Below are 15,761 nucleotides of genomic sequence, written 5' to 3'. Positions count from 1 at the left end.
TGTCCGCTTCTACTCAAAATGTTACTTCCAGGGATTCCCGGACCTTCCGGGCGTGTTTTTCGCTCCAACCCGTACGGTCGAGCTCTTCCAGCATCTCCTCGATGACATCTTCGTCGTGAAGATTACCTCTCCAGATAGGTCCTACCCCGTCGACGTAGTCTAGCATATCCAGAGTTTCGTTCGCTCTGGACCGGCCCCTACGACACTCTAATCCCACTCGAATTCTAACTCCTGGTTCGACGAGGCAGTACATCGGCTCGACCCCGACGTCAACCGAAGCCGCTAAGCGCGCTAAGGCTCCTACTACAGCTCGCACCTCTAGATCTGTGTTCCGCCGAGGTAGCGGTCCTTCAAGGAGATATTTGCGGCGGGCCGCCTGGGTATACAACGATTCGAGGTCTGTGGCGGTGACGTGCACGTAACCGTCGCGTACGCATTGGAACGCGGCTTGGGCGAACGGTATAGGGGTCCCGAACACGTCCAGGTCAACGGCATCGAAGTCGAAGGTAGAAAGTGTGGCAACGGCGTCCATACACCTAACCTCCGATGGTAGTCCGAGCCTCCGGACGTTGATCATCGCGATCTGACACGCAATGGGGTTCACATCAGATAGTACGGACCACTCCATCCCAGCTTCAATGTGAAGGCGGATGGCCCTGGCGCCGACACCACAGAACACGTCTCCAAACCTCTTCACAGGACGTACGCGGTGGAACAGGACGAGTATAGATCGGTTCACGGCGGCGTTCGGTGCGAACGCTACCGGTGCATCACGGGTTGGAAGGCCATCCTGTGAGTAACGTTCCGGGTCCGGCACGTAGAACTCCGATCCTCCTTCCTTATAAAGGACGAACTCAGCGCCTGCGACCCTCTTCACCCCTCCGTCGGTCCTCACCTTCATCATCCCCGTTAGGCTCCACGAGACAGTGACAAGGGTACGACCATGACAGTTCTCCAGGTACCACCCCTAGCCACTCGTCGGCGAACGCCAGCTCCCATGGTTCTAACCACTCGACGATTTCCGCGTAGGGTCTGCTTATCCCTTTCACCACTTTACGCCCAGAGAGCTCACCGAACCTGTCTCGGAGCCGTTGACGGTAGAGCCATAGCTCGGGACGTCCCTTCGAGACTTCATCGCATACGAACACGCTACGCTTTACGGCCGGGCACCATCGTTCCAGCTCTCCTCCACGTCGCGCCAGCTCCACCATCCCCGCCCAGGCACGCGGATGTGCTCGACATACCGATTCGGCCAGCTCCCATAGCTCTCCCGACACTATAGCCTGCCTAGTGGTCTCTATCACCCTACGCAGCTCGTAGAGGTTATGCGTAGCCAACACCCGGGTACGCTCTCGCGGTTTCATCTCGCGGACGTCGTCCGGATCGTGTCGCGTACACACTGGGCAGGAACACGGGAAGGTCTCCAGCTCCTCTAACTTCAGGGTGCCTAGGATGGACATGTACCGATCCGATCTGGCGTAAATAGCGTAAGATGCGGAGTCGAACAGATCGCACCCCATCGCGACGGCTAGTGGAATCGCCAGCGGATGACCGCAACCGAAGAGATGTACAGGACGATGTGGAGGCAGCGAGGACTTCGCGGCCAGGACCACTCGTACCACGTCCACGAACCTGTACTCCTCCAGCAGCGGTACAACGCCTCCAACTGGATACACCGCCGCCGGCAGCTCCGCCAGTTTTTCCGCGCACAGTCTCCTAAGGTCTTCGTATGTGGACCCTTGGACGGTGAAGGCTAACGGAGGGCGCTCGTCGAGCTCCACCGCTTCGCGGGCCCTTTTCAGTGTGGTTTCGAGATCACGTTCGACTCGGGACCTCGGGGCGTCGGGTGGAGTCGGCACGTCGAGGATAGTGCCCACATCTGACCCGATCTTCGCTTGGAACCTCACGATCTCCTCGTTGGATACTTCGACATCGCCGTACTCCGCCAGCTGGAACGAGCCAGAATCCGTCATCACGAACCCGTCGAACCCGAGGAGTCCGTGGACGCCTTTTTCGAGCGCCTTCTCGCGTAGGTGCTCGTGCTTCCGGATAATGTAGGCGTTCGTGATCACACCGTCGAAACCTAACTTGGAGATCTCTCGTGGTTCCAAGGTGGGTTTGTTAGGGTTAACTACGGGCAGCAGGGCGGGCGTCTTCAGTCTCCTGCCATTGACCTCAAAACGCCCGAGCCGGCCTGCCACGTCTCGATCCTTAACTTCGAATGTGACGTTCAAGTCGATCACACCCGTACCACGACGTTCTCACAACTCTCTCGGAGCTTCTCGGCGAGTTCTTCGGGGTCGATCTCGACCTCCTTGTCCCCGACGTATCGCTGAACGACCACAACGTCGGGGGACGCCTTCCGGACGGCCTCCACGACCTTCGGTACGTCGTCAAGCCATGGATGCACCGTGATCCTCAGTTCCAGGTCACATCGCCGGCGTACTATCCGGGCCGCTTTCAGGAAGTCTGAAGCCGTCATGCCGCCGCCAGTCGCTTCTATGTACTCATCACCGTGCAGAGGCGCTTTCAGGTCCAGTGCCACTCTATCGAAGCTTGAGATGACTCTCCCGAGGCGATCCGGGGGGAACCCGGAGGTATCTAGGACGACATTGAGACCCAAGTCCCGAGCACCACGTGCCAGCGCTTTCAGCTCCTCGTACGGTTGCAGGAGTGGTTCCCCTCCGCTCACTATCAGTGCATCAAGGTAAACAGCGTACTTCTCCACGTCTCGTAGGATGGTCTTAACATCGGCCTTCTTTCCCCCATTCGGATCTCGGGTCTCCGGGTTGTGGCACCATGGGCATCGTAACGGACACCCTTGAGTCCAAAGGACTGCACACACCTCACCCGGTAAACCATCGGAGCAGCTCACGGGTCTCAGGCCTGCTATTCGCAGTCTCAACCCCCCTCCATGCGCTCAGAAGAAGTCCTCGAGCTTTCGCTGCTTCACTTCGCTCTCAACGCGCTTGTACGTCTCCCACGACCGCCTGAAGTACTTCAGCAACTCGCCACCCCGACGTAGTTCCCGACGAAGGCGATCCACGGTACGGGGATCCGAAGGGTACCCAGACCCGACCTCTCCGTACTCCAGCTCCAGGAGCCTTACTATCCAGTCGCGGTACGTCTTGGCTACGATCGAGGCCGCTGAAACTACTTCGTACTTCGCATCCGCACGCTCTTCGGCGATTAGGTTGATTTCTTCGGGCAAGTCGAGCTCCCTTCGTAGTCGCTCTGATGAGTAGTTCCCGGGTTTGTCCAGGATCACCTCGTCAGGCATAGCACGGCGTACTAGCTCCCCGATAGCTTCGAACTCCGCCTTCACCACGCCTTCTTCGTCTATCTCCCACGGCCATACTATCCTCAGGTCCACCCTTAATCGTTCATCCGACATCAACGCACGGATCAGTCTACGACGCGCACTCCGTGTGAGTTCCTTCGAATCTCTCGCGCCTAGGCCGAGCTCTCGCTCCGGAGCCAGTACACCGGTCACGACCATAGGACCGAACACGGGTCCACGTCCGGCCTCGTCGATACCCATTACACCGCTCATCTTTTGAACCCCTAAGCCTCGCTCCAGCGGGGGGTGGAAGAGGGTTGGAGGAAGCGTTCGACGTGCTCGCTAAGTACGCCCGGAAGGAGGAACTGGAGGAACTTCCGGACGATGTGGCGGCCGTTATCAAGCAGATGCAAGGGATCGTGCACACTGGAGGTCGGTACGAGGTCGTCACCGAGGAGGGCGAGGATGGTACGATGGAGGTCGTGGTGTACACTCTCCGAAGGTCTCGTAGGCTCGGCACGTCGAAGTATCCCGGGTGGGAACGGACGAAAAAACTCGCGGAGTTAAAGCTGGACGAAAAGGCTCAGGAACGCGTCCAAGAACTCTACGAGCAAGTATCCCAGCGGCTCGCTTAGCGCCACGCAGGAAACGTTACTTATCCGGTAACAATGCCGTGGGAGGGCGAGATATGCTGCGTAACGGGCTCTTCGAGACCCTCCCTGTCATCACCAGCCGCTCTTTGAATGTCGTCTTCGTCACCCACGTCCGTGAGGAACGTCCATGAGGATTGAGTTCCCCACATCACAGTAGCGCCCGCGGAGAACCCTACGTGGGAACGCCATCGCAGTGACGACGTCGCTTGCGTCCACCATGATCGGACCTCCACGGTCAGCTAGAACTAGGGATTGCGGGTTCGACAGTTCACGACCACAGTCCGCTTGAAGCGGCCCTGGTATCCCTTGGAACCGTCGGAACTCCTTCCACGATGACCTTTGGCGGTTCCGATTCATTTCAGTACCTTCAGCGCCTCCACATGATCCAGTGCGGTCACGGAACGTCGGTCAGTGTACAGCATCAAGCCGGCCTGCAGACGGTCGCGTGTCTTCCGGACACCATGAGCGTCTGAAGTAGTTCCGGTGATCAGCGTGGTTCCCGACGTGAAGTCGAGCCAAATCATCCGTACATTTCCCTCAGTTCCTCCACTATCTCTGCCAGCTGCTCGACGACAGTCTTGAAGATTCTCTTCCCCTTGTCCGCCGTAGCGGGGCGTGGGTCTCCCTTCGTTCCAGTTTCCGAGATCTCGTGATAGTCCGGGAACTCCCAAGGCTTCGTCGGTCTCCCGTCGACTTTACGCTCCTCCCCAACCAGCTCCGGGTACAAGTACATCATCACCGAGGTCTCCAGCTCGTCCGCATGACCTCCCCAGTCGGTTTCGAGTTCATCGGTCGGGACTAACTTCCACCAACTGATCCAATGAAACCGCTCTTCCTCTTCTGCGACGGTACCTAGCGCGGCTTCGTTTCCCCCGTGTCCGTTGACGGCTAAGGTGGCCGCGGCTCCGTGATGCAGGAACGACCTGTGTACGTCCGTGAGCAGGGCGACCATGGTCTCCGTTCTCAGTGATACCGTGCCCGGGAACCCCATGTGGTGGCGCGATACACCGTAGGGTATAACCGGATACCACGGTGCTCCGGTCCGCTTCGACACCTCTCGGCAGAGCGCCTCCGCGACGAGATGGTCGGTGCCCAAGGGTAGGTGTAGACCGTGTTGCTCGGTGCTCCCGAGAGGCAACAGGACCACTTCACCCTCCAGGTCGACCTCGGGGTGCCGTAGCTTACGGATTTCCACGGCTCTTCTCCCCCAGCATGGTCACTAGGAGCTCCTCCGCCTCGCTTATGTCGAGCGGCGGATCCTCGATCCCTAGCTTTCGGAGCAGTTCCACGTGCTCTGGTGGTTTCAGTCCGGATTCCTTTATCAGGTCGACGTCCGTGAGGAGATCTTCTGGAGACCCTTCGGCTACGGTCTTCCCCTCTCGGATCATCACGACGCGCTCCGCCAACGCCACCGCGATGTCTACATCGAATGTCGTCAGTATCATCGTGAACCCCAGCTCCTCCTTGAGCTCTTTGATGAGTCGCACGAATAGTCTGGTGGCGCGGAAGTCGAGTCCTGAGGTGGGTTCGTCGAGAATCAGGAGGTCAGGCTCCGGAGCTACGGCTCCCGCCAAAGCTACCAACCTTTTCTGTCCGCCGCTGAGGAACTGCGGCGGCCGATCCTCCAGATCTTCAATGCCTAACCGTTCCAGGATCTCACGGGCTCGCTCGAACGCTTCTTCGCGCGACATGCCGCGGTTTACTAGCCCGAAGGCTACGTCTTCTAGCACTGTCGGCATGATGAGCTGGTCGTCGACGTCCTGGAAGACCACTCCTATACGTTTTCGAACTTCCCGTACCCCGTCAGGCAGGTCGTGACCTAGGACCCGGATGTGTCCCTCGGTGGGAGTTAATAAACCGAGAATATGGTGCAGTAAAGTCGTCTTCCCGGAACCGTTCGGTCCGAGTACAACCACGGATTCACCTTCTTTCACTCGTAAACTCAACCCGCACACACCACAAGTGCCGTCGGGATACTCGTGAGTTAAGCATTTGATCTTAACGGCATATCCGATCTCAGATCACCCCCGATAGTACCACGGAGCAAAACACCATGGCTAACCATCCGAAGTCTACCCGCATGAACTCGAATTTTTTCAACGGTCGCACCCTGCCCTTCGCTCCGCGTACCTCTACGCTCACCTGCACGAGTTCTGCGCTCTGGTGGCTTCGAATCAAGAGGGTCGCGATAACGGCCCCCAGTACGTTGATAGACTTGAGCCTCCACCCTCGGATTCGGATCGCGTTCAACGTGCCTTCTAACTCTTCGAGCGCCCGGTACACCGAGCGATGGAAGATGAGACCTGTTTCCGCCAGTGTGGGTGGGAACACCACAACGAGAGCCGACCACAGCGCGTTGAATGGTGTCGTGAGTGTAGTCACAAGTATGGCTAGCAAGTCTGTTGCACCGCGAACCGCGTATAATAACACTTCACGGCCGGGAACGCCTGAGGGCAGCATTAAGAGTAGGACGGCGCCTAGGAACGCTAGCGAGGGTACCGACAGCCGCGCCAGGATACGGACGGGAATTCGGGCTAGGAGGCACCCGATCAGATAAGGCACGGAGAGGACGGCGATACCCAAGGGATCGTACAATAACATCGAGGCGAAAATCGTCGTCATTAGCCCGACCAACTTCGACCATGGGTGTATACGGTGGAGCACGGTCTCAGCCGTCAGCGACCACTCCAACGCTTCGGTGAACTTCACAAATCTCTCACCCAGTCCGGTTTCATTTGTGCGAGAGTCTTAACTACCGATGCCGTAATTACGGCTTCGATAACCGCCGTAACTATCCAAGCCGTAGTCAGTGTGAGGATGAACGGAAGTACGGGTTTATCAGTGACCCAAGCTATGACAAACGATGGAATCACCGACGATGTGGCTAGGACGGAGAACGTGGCAATCCCCGCGGCGTCACCGTAGTTCAGTCTCTTCCTGAGAAGCCTGTAAAACGCCCACACGCCGGCCGCTTCTCCCCAGTTGATTAGGGTGTTCAGCCCGACAATGGTTATTCCTCCGTGTCCCATTAGGGCACACGCTAAGTTGACAATGAAAACGGCCACGGCGGAACTCCAAGGCCCCAGCAGAATTCCGATTAGTCCAGTTAAGTTCACATGAGCGTGACCTATCGGCACTTGCATGAACACGAACGACAAACTCGCCAGCAGTCCGACTAGAATGGTTTTACGGCCCTCGGATCGAGTTCTCAGCGCCCCTAAACCTACCGGTATGGCCGCCATAGCGTAAAATACGGCGCACCACCACAACGGTATCAGCCCATCAGGTATGTGGATATGTGCTATTCCGGGACCCCCCGGTCGAAGCTGTTGGGTAGCATTCGATCCTTCAATCCCAATCCGGTATTAAATCACGCTCGGACCACCGCCGGGGGAGTGCGGGATGAGCAAGGCGACGATCGCGACGGCTCAACTCTCCTCCTGCGTCGGGTGTCACGTGTCACTGCTCGACCTCCACGAGAGGTTACTCGATCTCCTAGAGGATGCCATCGAGATCGATTACTGCTACGTACTAGTAGACCAGAAGGAGATTCCGGAGCACGTGGACGTGGCGGTGATCGAGGGAAGCATCCGGAACGAGGAGGATCTCGAGGTCGCGGAAGAACTCCGTGAGGCCGCTAACATCGTCGTCGCCGTGGGGACATGTGCCTGCTACGGTGGAGTCCACGGGTTGGCCAACCTGTACCACATAGACGACGTCCTCGAGTGGGTTTTCAAGGAGACCCCGACCACCGACGACGAAGGCGAGACTCCGGAGGAGGTCGTTCCGGAGATCTTCGACTACGTGCGTCCGCTGCCCGAGGTAATCGACGTCGACTACATGCTGCCGGGCTGCCCTCCCAAGCCGGAGAGCATTGCCGAAGTCATCACCGCCATCATCGAGGACCGGCAGCCCAAACTCCCGACGACGAACCTGTGCGAGGAATGTCCCCGCGAGAAGGAGGACATCCCGATCGAGGATATCAAGTTCCGCACCGGTCAGGGCCGACCCGACCCGGACAAGTGCCTGCTCGAACAGGGCTATCCGTGTATGGGACCGGCCACGGTCGCCGGATGTGAAGCGGCCTGTCCGTCCCGAGGACTACCGTGCCGTGGGTGTAACGGACCGACGAAGCAGGCACTGGATCAGGGTGCGGCGTCCCTCGATGCGATCGCTTCGGTGTCTTTCGAGACCGGCGTCGACGTCGAGGAGATTTTGAAGGGACTCGTCGACCTACCCGGGAAGCTCTACATGTTCTCCATGGCTGCGTCTCTACTGAAGGGTCATCGTGACGTGATCTTCGGTTCGAAGGGGGAGTAACTGGTGGCCGAGATCAAGATTCATCCCCTGACCAGGGTAGAAGGGCACGGTGAAGTTATCATCGAGGTCGAGAACGGCGAGGTGGCAGATGTTAAGTTCGCTGTCCTCGCAGTCCGAGGGTTCGAAAAGTTCGTCCAAGGCCGCCCCGCGGAGGACGTTCCCTACATCGTGTCCAGGATCTGCGGTATCTGCCAGACAGCCCACCACTTAGCGGCCTGCAAGGCCGTGGACTCATGCTTCGACGCCGAGCCACCCGAAGGAGGGCACAAGATTCGGTGGCTGATGCACATCGGGAACATGATCCACAGTCACGCGCTTCACTTCTACTTCCTGGCGGCACCAGACTACGTAGTTGGACCGGACGCGGATCCGCTCCAGCGTAACGTGGTGAAAATCGTCGAAGACAACCCGGAGGTCGGGAAAATAGCAATCGAACTGCGTCGCTACGGCCAGGATATCGTGGAGGCTACAGGAGGTAAAGCCATACACCCCGTAACAGGGATTCCGGGCGGCGTCTCCTCCCCAGTAGATCCGGAGTCACGTGATGACTTACTCAGTCGTGCCGAAGAGATGATCGAGATGGCGTACGAGGGCGCCAAGGTCGGCATCGAAGCGATCAAAGAGACGCTGGAGGAGTACCGGGAGAAGCATGACATCGATCTGCTCGAGACTCTCGGGAACATCGAGACTTATCACATGGGTCTCGTCTCAGACGGTGACAAGCACGAGTTCTACGACGGCGAAGTGAGGGTAGTGGATCCGAACGGGGAAGAAGTCACTCGCTTCGAACCGGAGGAGTACCAGGACGTGATCGCGGAGCGCACGATCGAGTACTCTTACGTCAAACACCCGTACCTAAAGGACGTCGGGTACCCCGACGGCATTTACAGGGTAGGACCGGGTGCACGACTCAACGTCTGCTCGGGGATGAAGACTGAGCGCGCCCAAGAGCTCTACGAAGAATACGTCGGCGAGTTCGGGGAGTGTGTGAACTACTCTCTCACCATCAACTGGGCCCGGCTCGTGGAACTAGTGGCAGCATGCGAGGAGGCCAAGATGCTTCTCGAAGACGATGTGATCACCGATGAGGACGAGTGTAAGGAGGACTACGAGCCTAAGGCAGGAGAAGGAGTCGGTATCGTCGAGGCGCCACGTGGTACGCTCATCCATCACTACGTGACCGACGACGAGGGTCGCGTGAAGGAGGCCAACCTGATAGTCGCTACCACTCACAACGTCCCTGCGATCGAGCTCGCATTGAAGAAGACCGCGAAAAAGTTAGAAGATGAAATCGTGGAACTAGCTTAGGGGGAACCGTCCGATGGCCGAGAAGCGGGATGTGTTGAATTACCTGGAAATGGTGATCAGGAGCTACGACATTTGACTGTCGTGCGCCGCCCACGTGCTGGATCGCGTGAAGTTCCGGATAGAGCGAAAGGGTGAGGATTGAACGCCCCGGCCGGATGATGGCCCGGGGGAACCCTAACGGGACCCCGGGCTGGACGGTCCGGGTCTTCCTATCCACCATCCCACCGCGTACACAACGCTCGCGAACGCTGTTTCCCACGGGCCATCGTACACCCCGACGCTGATCATGACGTAGTCAACGCATGCTGACCCGAGAATCCCCGTGACGATAATCGCCATGATAAGCCATGAGGAAAGTGCGTACCTAAAAGCTGCCCAGGCGAGTACAGCGAAGGCCACCACTGCCAGTGCATTCAGTATGCAAATCTCCAGCAGCGCGTCCAAAGAGTCTCCCCCTATTGTTATGGTTCTCAAAACGATTCGATATGGTAGGGCCGCCCGGATTTGAACCGGGGTCGCGGGGTCCAAAGCCCCGCAGGATAGACCGCTACCCCACGGCCCTGCTCCCACCGACTCAACCTCTGGGATCATATATAATGATTACGGTCGCCAAGTCTGGTAGTGTGCACGATATGCGCTCAATCACTCCCACCCCTCGGCCGAAATCAATAATTACCGCTGGATTGCCTACGTATGTTCATCGAGAGGATATGCCGAGAGGATAAAATGTTGGGGGTGAACTTGATTGCTCGAAGTGAGAAGAAGAAAGTCCAGACACGAGGGGGAGATTCCTAGGGACTACAGAATTTCCAGTAGGGACCCGTTCGACCATTACTTCACTCCGCTGCATCATGAGGTAGCCAGAGTTAAGAAGGCTCACTGAGCTACCCTTCGATACTCGGGCTCGACCCTAGCCCCCGAGAGCGCCATTGCCGCACCGGTAACGTAGTTCAGTAGGGTGAACTTCCCGATCCTCACCCTTACGCCCTCTAACTCCCTGATATCTTCGAGCAACCCAACCTCTACACACTCCGGCAACAGCCTCGAGAGGACAGACACCACACGGCCCGCCCAACGGTCGCGGCTCACTTCCGGACTAGGCTCTCCTATGTAAACGGCGTTCTCCCTGTGATCATCTGTCATGATATCCAGTGTCAACGCCTGAACTCCCGCGGGTACTGCCCCGGACCTGTATAAATACTTTTCAGGCTCGAACTCATGCTTGACTCCTTCGATTACGTCGAAAGCGCAGAACACCACTCTAGGTACTTCCTCGAGCTTGACCTTATACATGCGTCGGAGTTCCCTTTCGAAGAAGTTCTCGGCGTCGTCAACAGTCTCCAGAACCTCCCCGTACCAGCTTTTTACGATGGGGAGAGGAGGTTGGTCTACTTCTACAGTACCGTGCTCCTTGGCTAGCCGAATCTTGACCTTAACCAGTGACCGGAGCTTCCTGAGTCCGGCCTTCAGCGTCTTACGATCAACGTCAAACTTCGTCTGAATCTTCGTCTCCCCCTCGCACTTTATCAAGGATCTCGCGCACGGCCGGTTCTCCGGTAGCCTCTTTCAAGAAATGGAACAGTTTTCGTAGTCTCCGGAAAGACTGTGGATGTAATGAGTGCTCTATGGCGCATGCGTCACGTTCCGCTATCTTCGGATCTACACCCAAGAACCGGAAGAATGACGCTATCTCCCTGTGCCTGTCCCACACCTCCTTGCCGATCTCTCGACCTTTCTCCGTGAGTTTTACCAGACCTCGTTCGTACTCCACCAAGCCGCGATCTGCTAACTTCCTGATCATTTCCAACGCCGTCGGTTTGGACACTTCCAGGTACTCGCTGAGTTCCGATATCCTCACATGTCGGTCGGAGCCGCGTCTCGAAAGTAGGTATAGGGCTTCCAAATAGTCCTCCATGCGTTCTGAAACCTCTGTTCTCCGAACCATTCGCGGTTCCCCTAAGTCAGGTGTGGCCGCTTACTCTCATCGGATTACCCTCGATCCCGGTCCCGTGATCATCATCCTTACCCTCCCGGGACGGGGGCACGTACGAACTTGGGCTCGGACGGTCCCGGCGGGATCCATAAGGCTATACCTTCTGCGACCGCCACTTCTCTGACGGCGTCGTGATACGCGGACACACGGTCTATAATGCCGGAGTCGGACGTTACGGGCACTCCTTGGGTTCTCACCAGCTTTTCGTCCACACCTTTGACGGCTGAGGCACGTACCGGGACGTTCAACGAGTCCTTCAGGTACCGCTCGACTCGTGCGGCTAGCTCACCACTACCGCTCACGGGAGCGTCGAAGAGTATCCTCACCGAGCGCGGTTCAACGCGACGCAGGTACGTCTCCAACATTTCAAGTGCAGTATGCACTTCTTCCTCATCCAACTTGGGGGACATCCGTAAGTCACGCACCACGTCGTCGTCGCAGAGTACGGCTTCCTCGGCGTCCAGGGACACCAGCCCGACTAGTACGTTGTACCCGTCGATTATCAAGTCCTGCCCTCTAAGAAGCGGCGTCGGGACCCTTTTGCCGGCTCTGAGTAACGATTCCAACCTAGACCACACGATACGGTATAGCGCCTTCTTCTCCCTATTGGTGAGTCCCCAAGTGCGCTGTACGGTGTTCAACGCTCGATCTTTAGGTATCCCCGCGTTCACCATCTTCCGCGTCACCAAAAGGTATTTTTCGATAGAATCCAGGAGGTCCCTGACCATCATCTCGAATACCACCCCGTCGATGACGATGCTACCCCACGCCGACCCCGATGAGGAGGAACCGGGGTGTGGGCGGAGACTCCAATGGCCTTAGCTAAGCGCATCATACCCTGCCTCGACGTCAAGGACGGACGCGTCGTGAAAGGCGTACGGTTTCGTGGACTGCGCGACGCTGGCGATCCCGCTAAGTTGGCCCATCACTATTACCGTCACGGTGCCGATGAGATCGTGTTCCTGGATATCTCGGCCTCCCCTGAAGGTCGCCGGTTAATGGTGGACGTGGTGCGTCGCACCGCGGAGACGGTGTTCATTCCCATGACCGTAGGTGGCGGAATATCCGACGTCGAGGACTTCCGTAGGGCATTGACCGCCGGAGCCGATAAAGTTTCCGTGAACACCGCTGCGGTGGAGAACCCGGAGTTAATCTCGGAGGCCGCTGATATTTTCGGATCGCAGTGCGTAGTAGTGGCGATCGACGCTAAACGGGAACCTCTGAAGCCGGAGCATGAACATGTGGCGGATCACGTCTTTTCTGGTGATAACGGAGAATACTGGTTCCGAGTCTACGTCCGTGGAGGTCGCGAGCCCGTAGATCTCGATGCTATAACCTGGGCTAAGAGAGCGGAGGAGCTGGGCGCGGGCGAGATACTCTTGACAAGTATCGACGCCGACGGTACCCAGGAAGGTTACGACATCGAACTGACTAGAGAGGTGTGTAACGCAGTGAACATTCCAGTAATAGCCTCAGGGGGTTGCGGTCACCCGAAGCATATAGTAGAGGTCTTCAAGAAGACCGACGCCGACGCAGCCCTCGCGGCTTCTATCTTCCACTATGGGAAATTCACGATCGAAGGGGTGAAGGAGTACCTGGCCGAAAGTGGTGTTCGGGTCAGACAGTGCTGACGATCCTGCTCATATATCATATATCAGATCGCTCCAGTACTCCGTGATCCGAGCACGAACTCCCGTCGACTGTTAAGCCTGATTCTTCGATGATCTCTGCTAATTGTAACACTGTCCGGACCACGTACACGCATGAGCTCGCCCACGTACTGCAGTTTGTTGTATCCGATCTGTGTGTTGCCACTTCGGGCTCTGGCCCTTCCTCTCGAGGTCGGTGCGGAGGAGCTCTAGTGTTGCTGGAGCTTCCAGATGTGGCGTTCGCCGCCTCGAGATGATTCTCCTGCGTGTGACCGGGTGCCGAACCGACGACCCACTCTCGAAACTCGAAAGGTCCTATGGTTCTGGACTACTGAGATTGGCTGCGGAACGTCTGGACATTCCGCTCTACGTGCCCGAAGTGAAACCCGAACATCCCGAGGCGGCTAAGGTCAAGAAGTGGCTCCTCCGCCGCGTCCGAAAGGTAGATGGTGCCCCTTGGATGTACGGCGTTACCTCGAGGATGCCTGGGTCGATTGCGGTCATTGCAACTCTCTCGCGAGGCGCCTGAGACGTTCGACCCTCTTCTCGACCGGCGGATGAGTGCTGAACAGTCGGAGCAGACCTCCGCGGAACGGGTTCTCGATCCACAGGTGCGCCGTTGAGACTTCTGACAACGACTTGGCGGGCGTTGGGTTGGATTTGATTATCGCTTCGATTTTCTCCAAGGCTTCGGCCAGTCCCATAGGATTCTCCGAGAGTTTCGCTCCTTCCTCGTCGGCCAAGTACTCCCTCGACCGGCTTATGGCGGCCACGAGCAGCGTCGAGATCAGCGAGGCCAACGTGCCCGCTAGTACCAGGAAGGCTACATCCTCCCAATCTTCGGCGTGTATGGCATTTAGCCACGGGTCGAACGCGTACGCGATAGCGGTGCTCACGGCTGCAGCTACGGTCATTACGAGCGTGTCGCGGTTCTTCACGTGAGCGAGCTCGTGACCCAGTACCTCGTATATCTCCTCGTCATCCAGGTGCTTCAGGAGACCTTCCGTAACTCCCACTGTGGGCTTCGATTGGCGTCCAGTGGCGAAGGCGTTGGGGTACATGCCGACACCAGTCTCCTCCGGAACTACCACCAGCTCGGGTTCTGGAAGCCCAGCCTTGGACGCTAGCTTCGACACCATCTCCTGCACTCTGCGTAGCTTGTCCGCGTACTCCGGCTTGTACCGGAGGAACTCCTCGGCGTCTACGGCCCCCATCTGGATGCGTACTATACGGGAGGAGAACATGTACATCATCGTGGCAGTGATGACTCCAACAACCAGCCCAGCGATCGCGCTCCCCGTCAGAACGGCCAGTGCCAAGGACAGTATTCCGACTAACAGACCCAAGATACCTACGGTACGAAGCCACGAGAAGAACCCTCGGTTATTCAGTCTACCGACCATTAGGAGCGCGGCCGAACCTAGAAGCACGGCACCGGTGAGCAACTCACTCCCTTTCATAGACCACCCTCCCAGCCAGGACACCGACCTTCGTCACGTACACGATATCGTATCCCTTGTACGTTTTACGCAATTCTACCAGCCGTCTCGGGTTCAGTTTGACACCAAAAGACCGTATTATAGGCGGACCATCGCCTTTTTCTCCAATCTCCACTACCCTGACCACGTGATCGACCATTAAGTCCGGTGGATCTTCCGACGCCAGCACTGTCTCCTCACCTTCGACAACTGTCGGATGAACGTTGAGGTTCTCGGCGAGCTTCCACGAAAGATTCGCTTTACGGACGGCGGGATCCTGCTCGATAACGTAGCGCACCTTTTCGAGTTCCAACGCTTCCGTGGGCTTCCGTGGAAGTCCTTCAAGAACAGCTGAAGTCTCTGCTATCACGGCCGCAACTTCCTCGGTCAGGTTGGTCCAGCAGACGGAACGGACCTCTCCCCCCGCACTGAAAACTACGGTTCCCGGTCTAGGCTTCACGGCGGGCGGCACCTCGATCATGTATGGGACTTCCGAGAACTTGTCTCGCAGCTCCGTCGCGGGGGGCTCGGTATGCCTCGGGTCTTTGGCGCCGGATCTGCCCGGATCCGCGTGAACAACATCCGCATCGAGCTCGGCCTCCACAACGTCCAGCTCGATAGCTTCGACGGCGTGCCTCGCGTGGAGCCGAGCGTTGATATTCAGCGCCTCGATCCGAGATACCTCATGGTCCACGGCTGTCACGTCGTAGTGCTCCGACAAGGCCAACGTGTCTCCGCCTGGTCCCGCGCACAAGTCCAGCGCTTCGGACCCTCCGGCTCGCTTCGCTAGGAAGTCGGCTTTAGCCTTGGCCACTATCTCTCGCGTGAACTCGCGGGCTGCACGGATATCGGGGCACACGAACGGTTTCCACTCTTGCACTTTCCTCGCGATCCTGCCGTGTATCTCTGTTAACGCTAAAGAAATGGGGTCGAGACGAACTTCGAGCCTCCTGAGGAATTCTCGCGGGTTATCGCATCTGGAGTACGGTAAGGCTGCGGCGAGTTCCGGAGGATCCAATAGCTCAGAAAGCTCTTCCGGTTCCTCGGTGTCGTCCAGCGCGTCTTTGACTGCCTCCCAGT

At 57.7% G+C, this 15,761-nt stretch carries 22 protein-coding genes and 1 tRNA gene; 7 read left to right on the top strand and 16 right to left on the bottom strand.

The window, feature by feature from the left end; genetic code table 11:
- Window positions 1-13: 13 nt before the first annotated feature.
- From BW921_RS02725 to rnhB, 4 genes are read right to left on the bottom strand one after another with little or no spacing between them, the layout of a single operon-like run.
- The gene (locus BW921_RS02725) at window positions 14-895 is read right to left on the bottom strand and encodes a hypothetical protein (protein WP_168168686.1); all 882 of its coding nucleotides are present in this window, start codon (window positions 893-895) and stop codon (window positions 14-16) included.
- Window positions 855-2,234 carry a tRNA guanosine(15) transglycosylase TgtA gene (gene tgtA / locus BW921_RS02720; RefSeq protein ID WP_168168685.1) on the bottom strand — a complete coding sequence of 460 codons (1,380 nt, stop codon included), beginning with the start codon at window positions 2,232-2,234 and terminating at the stop codon, window positions 855-857. The genes BW921_RS02725 and tgtA overlap by 41 nt, the downstream gene beginning before the upstream one ends.
- A 5-nt stretch (window positions 2,235-2,239) precedes the next feature.
- Entirely contained in the window at window positions 2,240-2,905 is a 666-nt protein-coding gene (locus tag BW921_RS02715; protein WP_148688470.1) for a radical SAM protein, read from the bottom strand.
- A gap of 15 nt (window positions 2,906-2,920) precedes the next feature.
- On the bottom strand, window positions 2,921-3,553 hold the full coding sequence (rnhB, locus tag BW921_RS02710) for a ribonuclease HII (RefSeq protein ID WP_148688469.1): 633 nt from the start codon (window positions 3,551-3,553) through the stop codon (window positions 2,921-2,923).
- Window positions 3,554-3,597: 44 nt separating this feature from the next.
- Between rnhB and BW921_RS02705 the strand changes: the two genes are divergently transcribed.
- Window positions 3,598-3,915: a hypothetical protein gene (locus tag BW921_RS02705; RefSeq protein ID WP_148688468.1), complete on the top strand. Its 318-nt coding sequence runs from the start codon at window positions 3,598-3,600 to the stop codon at window positions 3,913-3,915.
- Between the two features lie 371 nt (window positions 3,916-4,286).
- On the opposite strand, the gene BW921_RS07765 is transcribed toward BW921_RS02705, so the two are convergent.
- From BW921_RS07765 to BW921_RS02685, 5 genes are all read right to left on the bottom strand, one after another.
- Window positions 4,287-4,457 carry a hypothetical protein gene (locus BW921_RS07765; protein ID WP_168168684.1) on the bottom strand — a complete coding sequence of 57 codons (171 nt, stop codon included), beginning with the start codon at window positions 4,455-4,457 and terminating at the stop codon, window positions 4,287-4,289.
- A complete protein-coding gene (locus BW921_RS02700) occupies window positions 4,454-5,128 on the bottom strand; it encodes a creatininase family protein (protein WP_148688467.1) in 675 nt (224 codons plus the stop codon). Before BW921_RS02700 ends, BW921_RS07765 begins: the two co-directional genes overlap by 4 nt.
- Window positions 5,115-5,879: an energy-coupling factor ABC transporter ATP-binding protein gene (locus BW921_RS02695; RefSeq protein WP_168168683.1), complete on the bottom strand. Its 765-nt coding sequence runs from the start codon at window positions 5,877-5,879 to the stop codon at window positions 5,115-5,117. Before BW921_RS02695 ends, BW921_RS02700 begins: the two co-directional genes overlap by 14 nt.
- 70 nt (window positions 5,880-5,949) lie before the next feature.
- Window positions 5,950-6,642 (bottom strand): CbiQ family ECF transporter T component, encoded by a 693-nt coding sequence (locus BW921_RS02690; protein WP_168168682.1) that lies wholly within the window; start codon window positions 6,640-6,642, stop codon window positions 5,950-5,952.
- Window positions 6,639-7,223: an energy-coupling factor ABC transporter permease gene (locus BW921_RS02685; protein ID WP_257789217.1), complete on the bottom strand. Its 585-nt coding sequence runs from the start codon at window positions 7,221-7,223 to the stop codon at window positions 6,639-6,641. The genes BW921_RS02690 and BW921_RS02685 overlap by 4 nt, the downstream gene beginning before the upstream one ends.
- 112 nt (window positions 7,224-7,335) lie before the next feature.
- Here BW921_RS02685 and BW921_RS02680 point away from each other — a divergent pair, with 112 nt between their 5' ends.
- Genes BW921_RS02680 through vhuU form a run of 3 tightly spaced genes read left to right on the top strand, consistent with a single transcriptional unit; the run spans window position 7,336 to window position 9,703 of the window.
- On the top strand, window positions 7,336-8,253 hold the full coding sequence (locus BW921_RS02680; protein WP_148688463.1) for a F420-nonreducing hydrogenase: 918 nt from the start codon (window positions 7,336-7,338) through the stop codon (window positions 8,251-8,253).
- A 3-nt stretch (window positions 8,254-8,256) separates the two neighbouring features.
- The gene (locus tag BW921_RS02675; protein ID WP_148688462.1) at window positions 8,257-9,561 is read left to right on the top strand and encodes a Ni/Fe hydrogenase subunit alpha; all 1,305 of its coding nucleotides are present in this window, start codon (window positions 8,257-8,259) and stop codon (window positions 9,559-9,561) included.
- A gap of 13 nt (window positions 9,562-9,574) precedes the next feature.
- Window positions 9,575-9,703 (top strand): F420-non-reducing hydrogenase selenoprotein subunit VhuU, encoded by a 129-nt coding sequence (gene vhuU / locus BW921_RS07985; RefSeq protein WP_257789215.1) that lies wholly within the window; start codon window positions 9,575-9,577, stop codon window positions 9,701-9,703.
- Between the two features lie 32 nt (window positions 9,704-9,735).
- Here the strand turns inward: vhuU and BW921_RS02670 are convergent, their stop codons facing one another.
- Together BW921_RS02670 and BW921_RS02665 are read right to left on the bottom strand one after the other, a co-directional pair.
- Window positions 9,736-10,005 carry a hypothetical protein gene (locus BW921_RS02670; protein WP_148688461.1) on the bottom strand — a complete coding sequence of 90 codons (270 nt, stop codon included), beginning with the start codon at window positions 10,003-10,005 and terminating at the stop codon, window positions 9,736-9,738.
- A 42-nt stretch (window positions 10,006-10,047) separates the two neighbouring features.
- A tRNA-Gln gene (locus tag BW921_RS02665) sits at window positions 10,048-10,123 on the bottom strand.
- A 183-nt stretch (window positions 10,124-10,306) separates the two neighbouring features.
- On the opposite strand from BW921_RS02665, the gene BW921_RS07760 reads away from it, so the two are divergent.
- The gene (locus BW921_RS07760) at window positions 10,307-10,444 is read left to right on the top strand and encodes a hypothetical protein (protein WP_168168680.1); all 138 of its coding nucleotides are present in this window, start codon (window positions 10,307-10,309) and stop codon (window positions 10,442-10,444) included.
- On the opposite strand, the gene BW921_RS02660 is transcribed toward BW921_RS07760, so the two are convergent.
- The 3 genes from BW921_RS02660 to BW921_RS02650 form a co-directional block, all read right to left on the bottom strand.
- Entirely contained in the window at window positions 10,438-11,091 is a 654-nt protein-coding gene (locus BW921_RS02660; protein ID WP_148688460.1) for a hypothetical protein, read from the bottom strand. The two genes, BW921_RS07760 and BW921_RS02660, sit on opposite strands and share 7 nt — an antisense overlap.
- Complete coding sequence (locus tag BW921_RS02655; RefSeq protein ID WP_088335272.1) at window positions 11,048-11,506, bottom strand: metal-dependent transcriptional regulator; 459 nt, start codon at window positions 11,504-11,506, stop codon at window positions 11,048-11,050. The genes BW921_RS02660 and BW921_RS02655 overlap by 44 nt, the downstream gene beginning before the upstream one ends.
- Window positions 11,507-11,583: 77 nt before the next feature.
- Window positions 11,584-12,285 (bottom strand): DUF434 domain-containing protein, encoded by a 702-nt coding sequence (locus tag BW921_RS02650; protein WP_168168679.1) that lies wholly within the window; start codon window positions 12,283-12,285, stop codon window positions 11,584-11,586.
- A gap of 81 nt (window positions 12,286-12,366) precedes the next feature.
- Between BW921_RS02650 and hisF the strand changes: the two genes are divergently transcribed.
- Entirely contained in the window at window positions 12,367-13,185 is an 819-nt protein-coding gene (gene hisF / locus BW921_RS02645; RefSeq protein WP_148689296.1) for an imidazole glycerol phosphate synthase subunit HisF, read from the top strand.
- Window positions 13,186-13,399: 214 nt separating this feature from the next.
- Window positions 13,400-13,732 (top strand): hypothetical protein, encoded by a 333-nt coding sequence (locus tag BW921_RS02640; RefSeq protein ID WP_168168678.1) that lies wholly within the window; start codon window positions 13,400-13,402, stop codon window positions 13,730-13,732.
- Here the strand turns inward: BW921_RS02640 and BW921_RS02635 are convergent.
- Entirely contained in the window at window positions 13,704-14,663 is a 960-nt protein-coding gene (locus tag BW921_RS02635; RefSeq protein ID WP_148688457.1) for a M48 family metalloprotease, read from the bottom strand. The two genes, BW921_RS02640 and BW921_RS02635, sit on opposite strands and share 29 nt — an antisense overlap.
- On the bottom strand, window positions 14,650-15,699 hold the full coding sequence (locus BW921_RS02630; RefSeq protein ID WP_148688456.1) for a hypothetical protein: 1,050 nt from the start codon (window positions 15,697-15,699) through the stop codon (window positions 14,650-14,652). Before BW921_RS02630 ends, BW921_RS02635 begins: the two co-directional genes overlap by 14 nt.
- Between the last annotated feature and the right edge of the window lie 62 nt (window positions 15,700-15,761).

This window comes from Methanopyrus sp. SNP6 (assembly GCF_002201895.1).
Lineage (GTDB): Archaea > JAADCQ01 > Methanopyri > Methanopyrales > Methanopyraceae > Methanopyrus.
The sequence above is the reverse complement of the archived record's forward strand: the minus strand, read 5'-3'. Positions and strand labels throughout refer to the sequence as shown.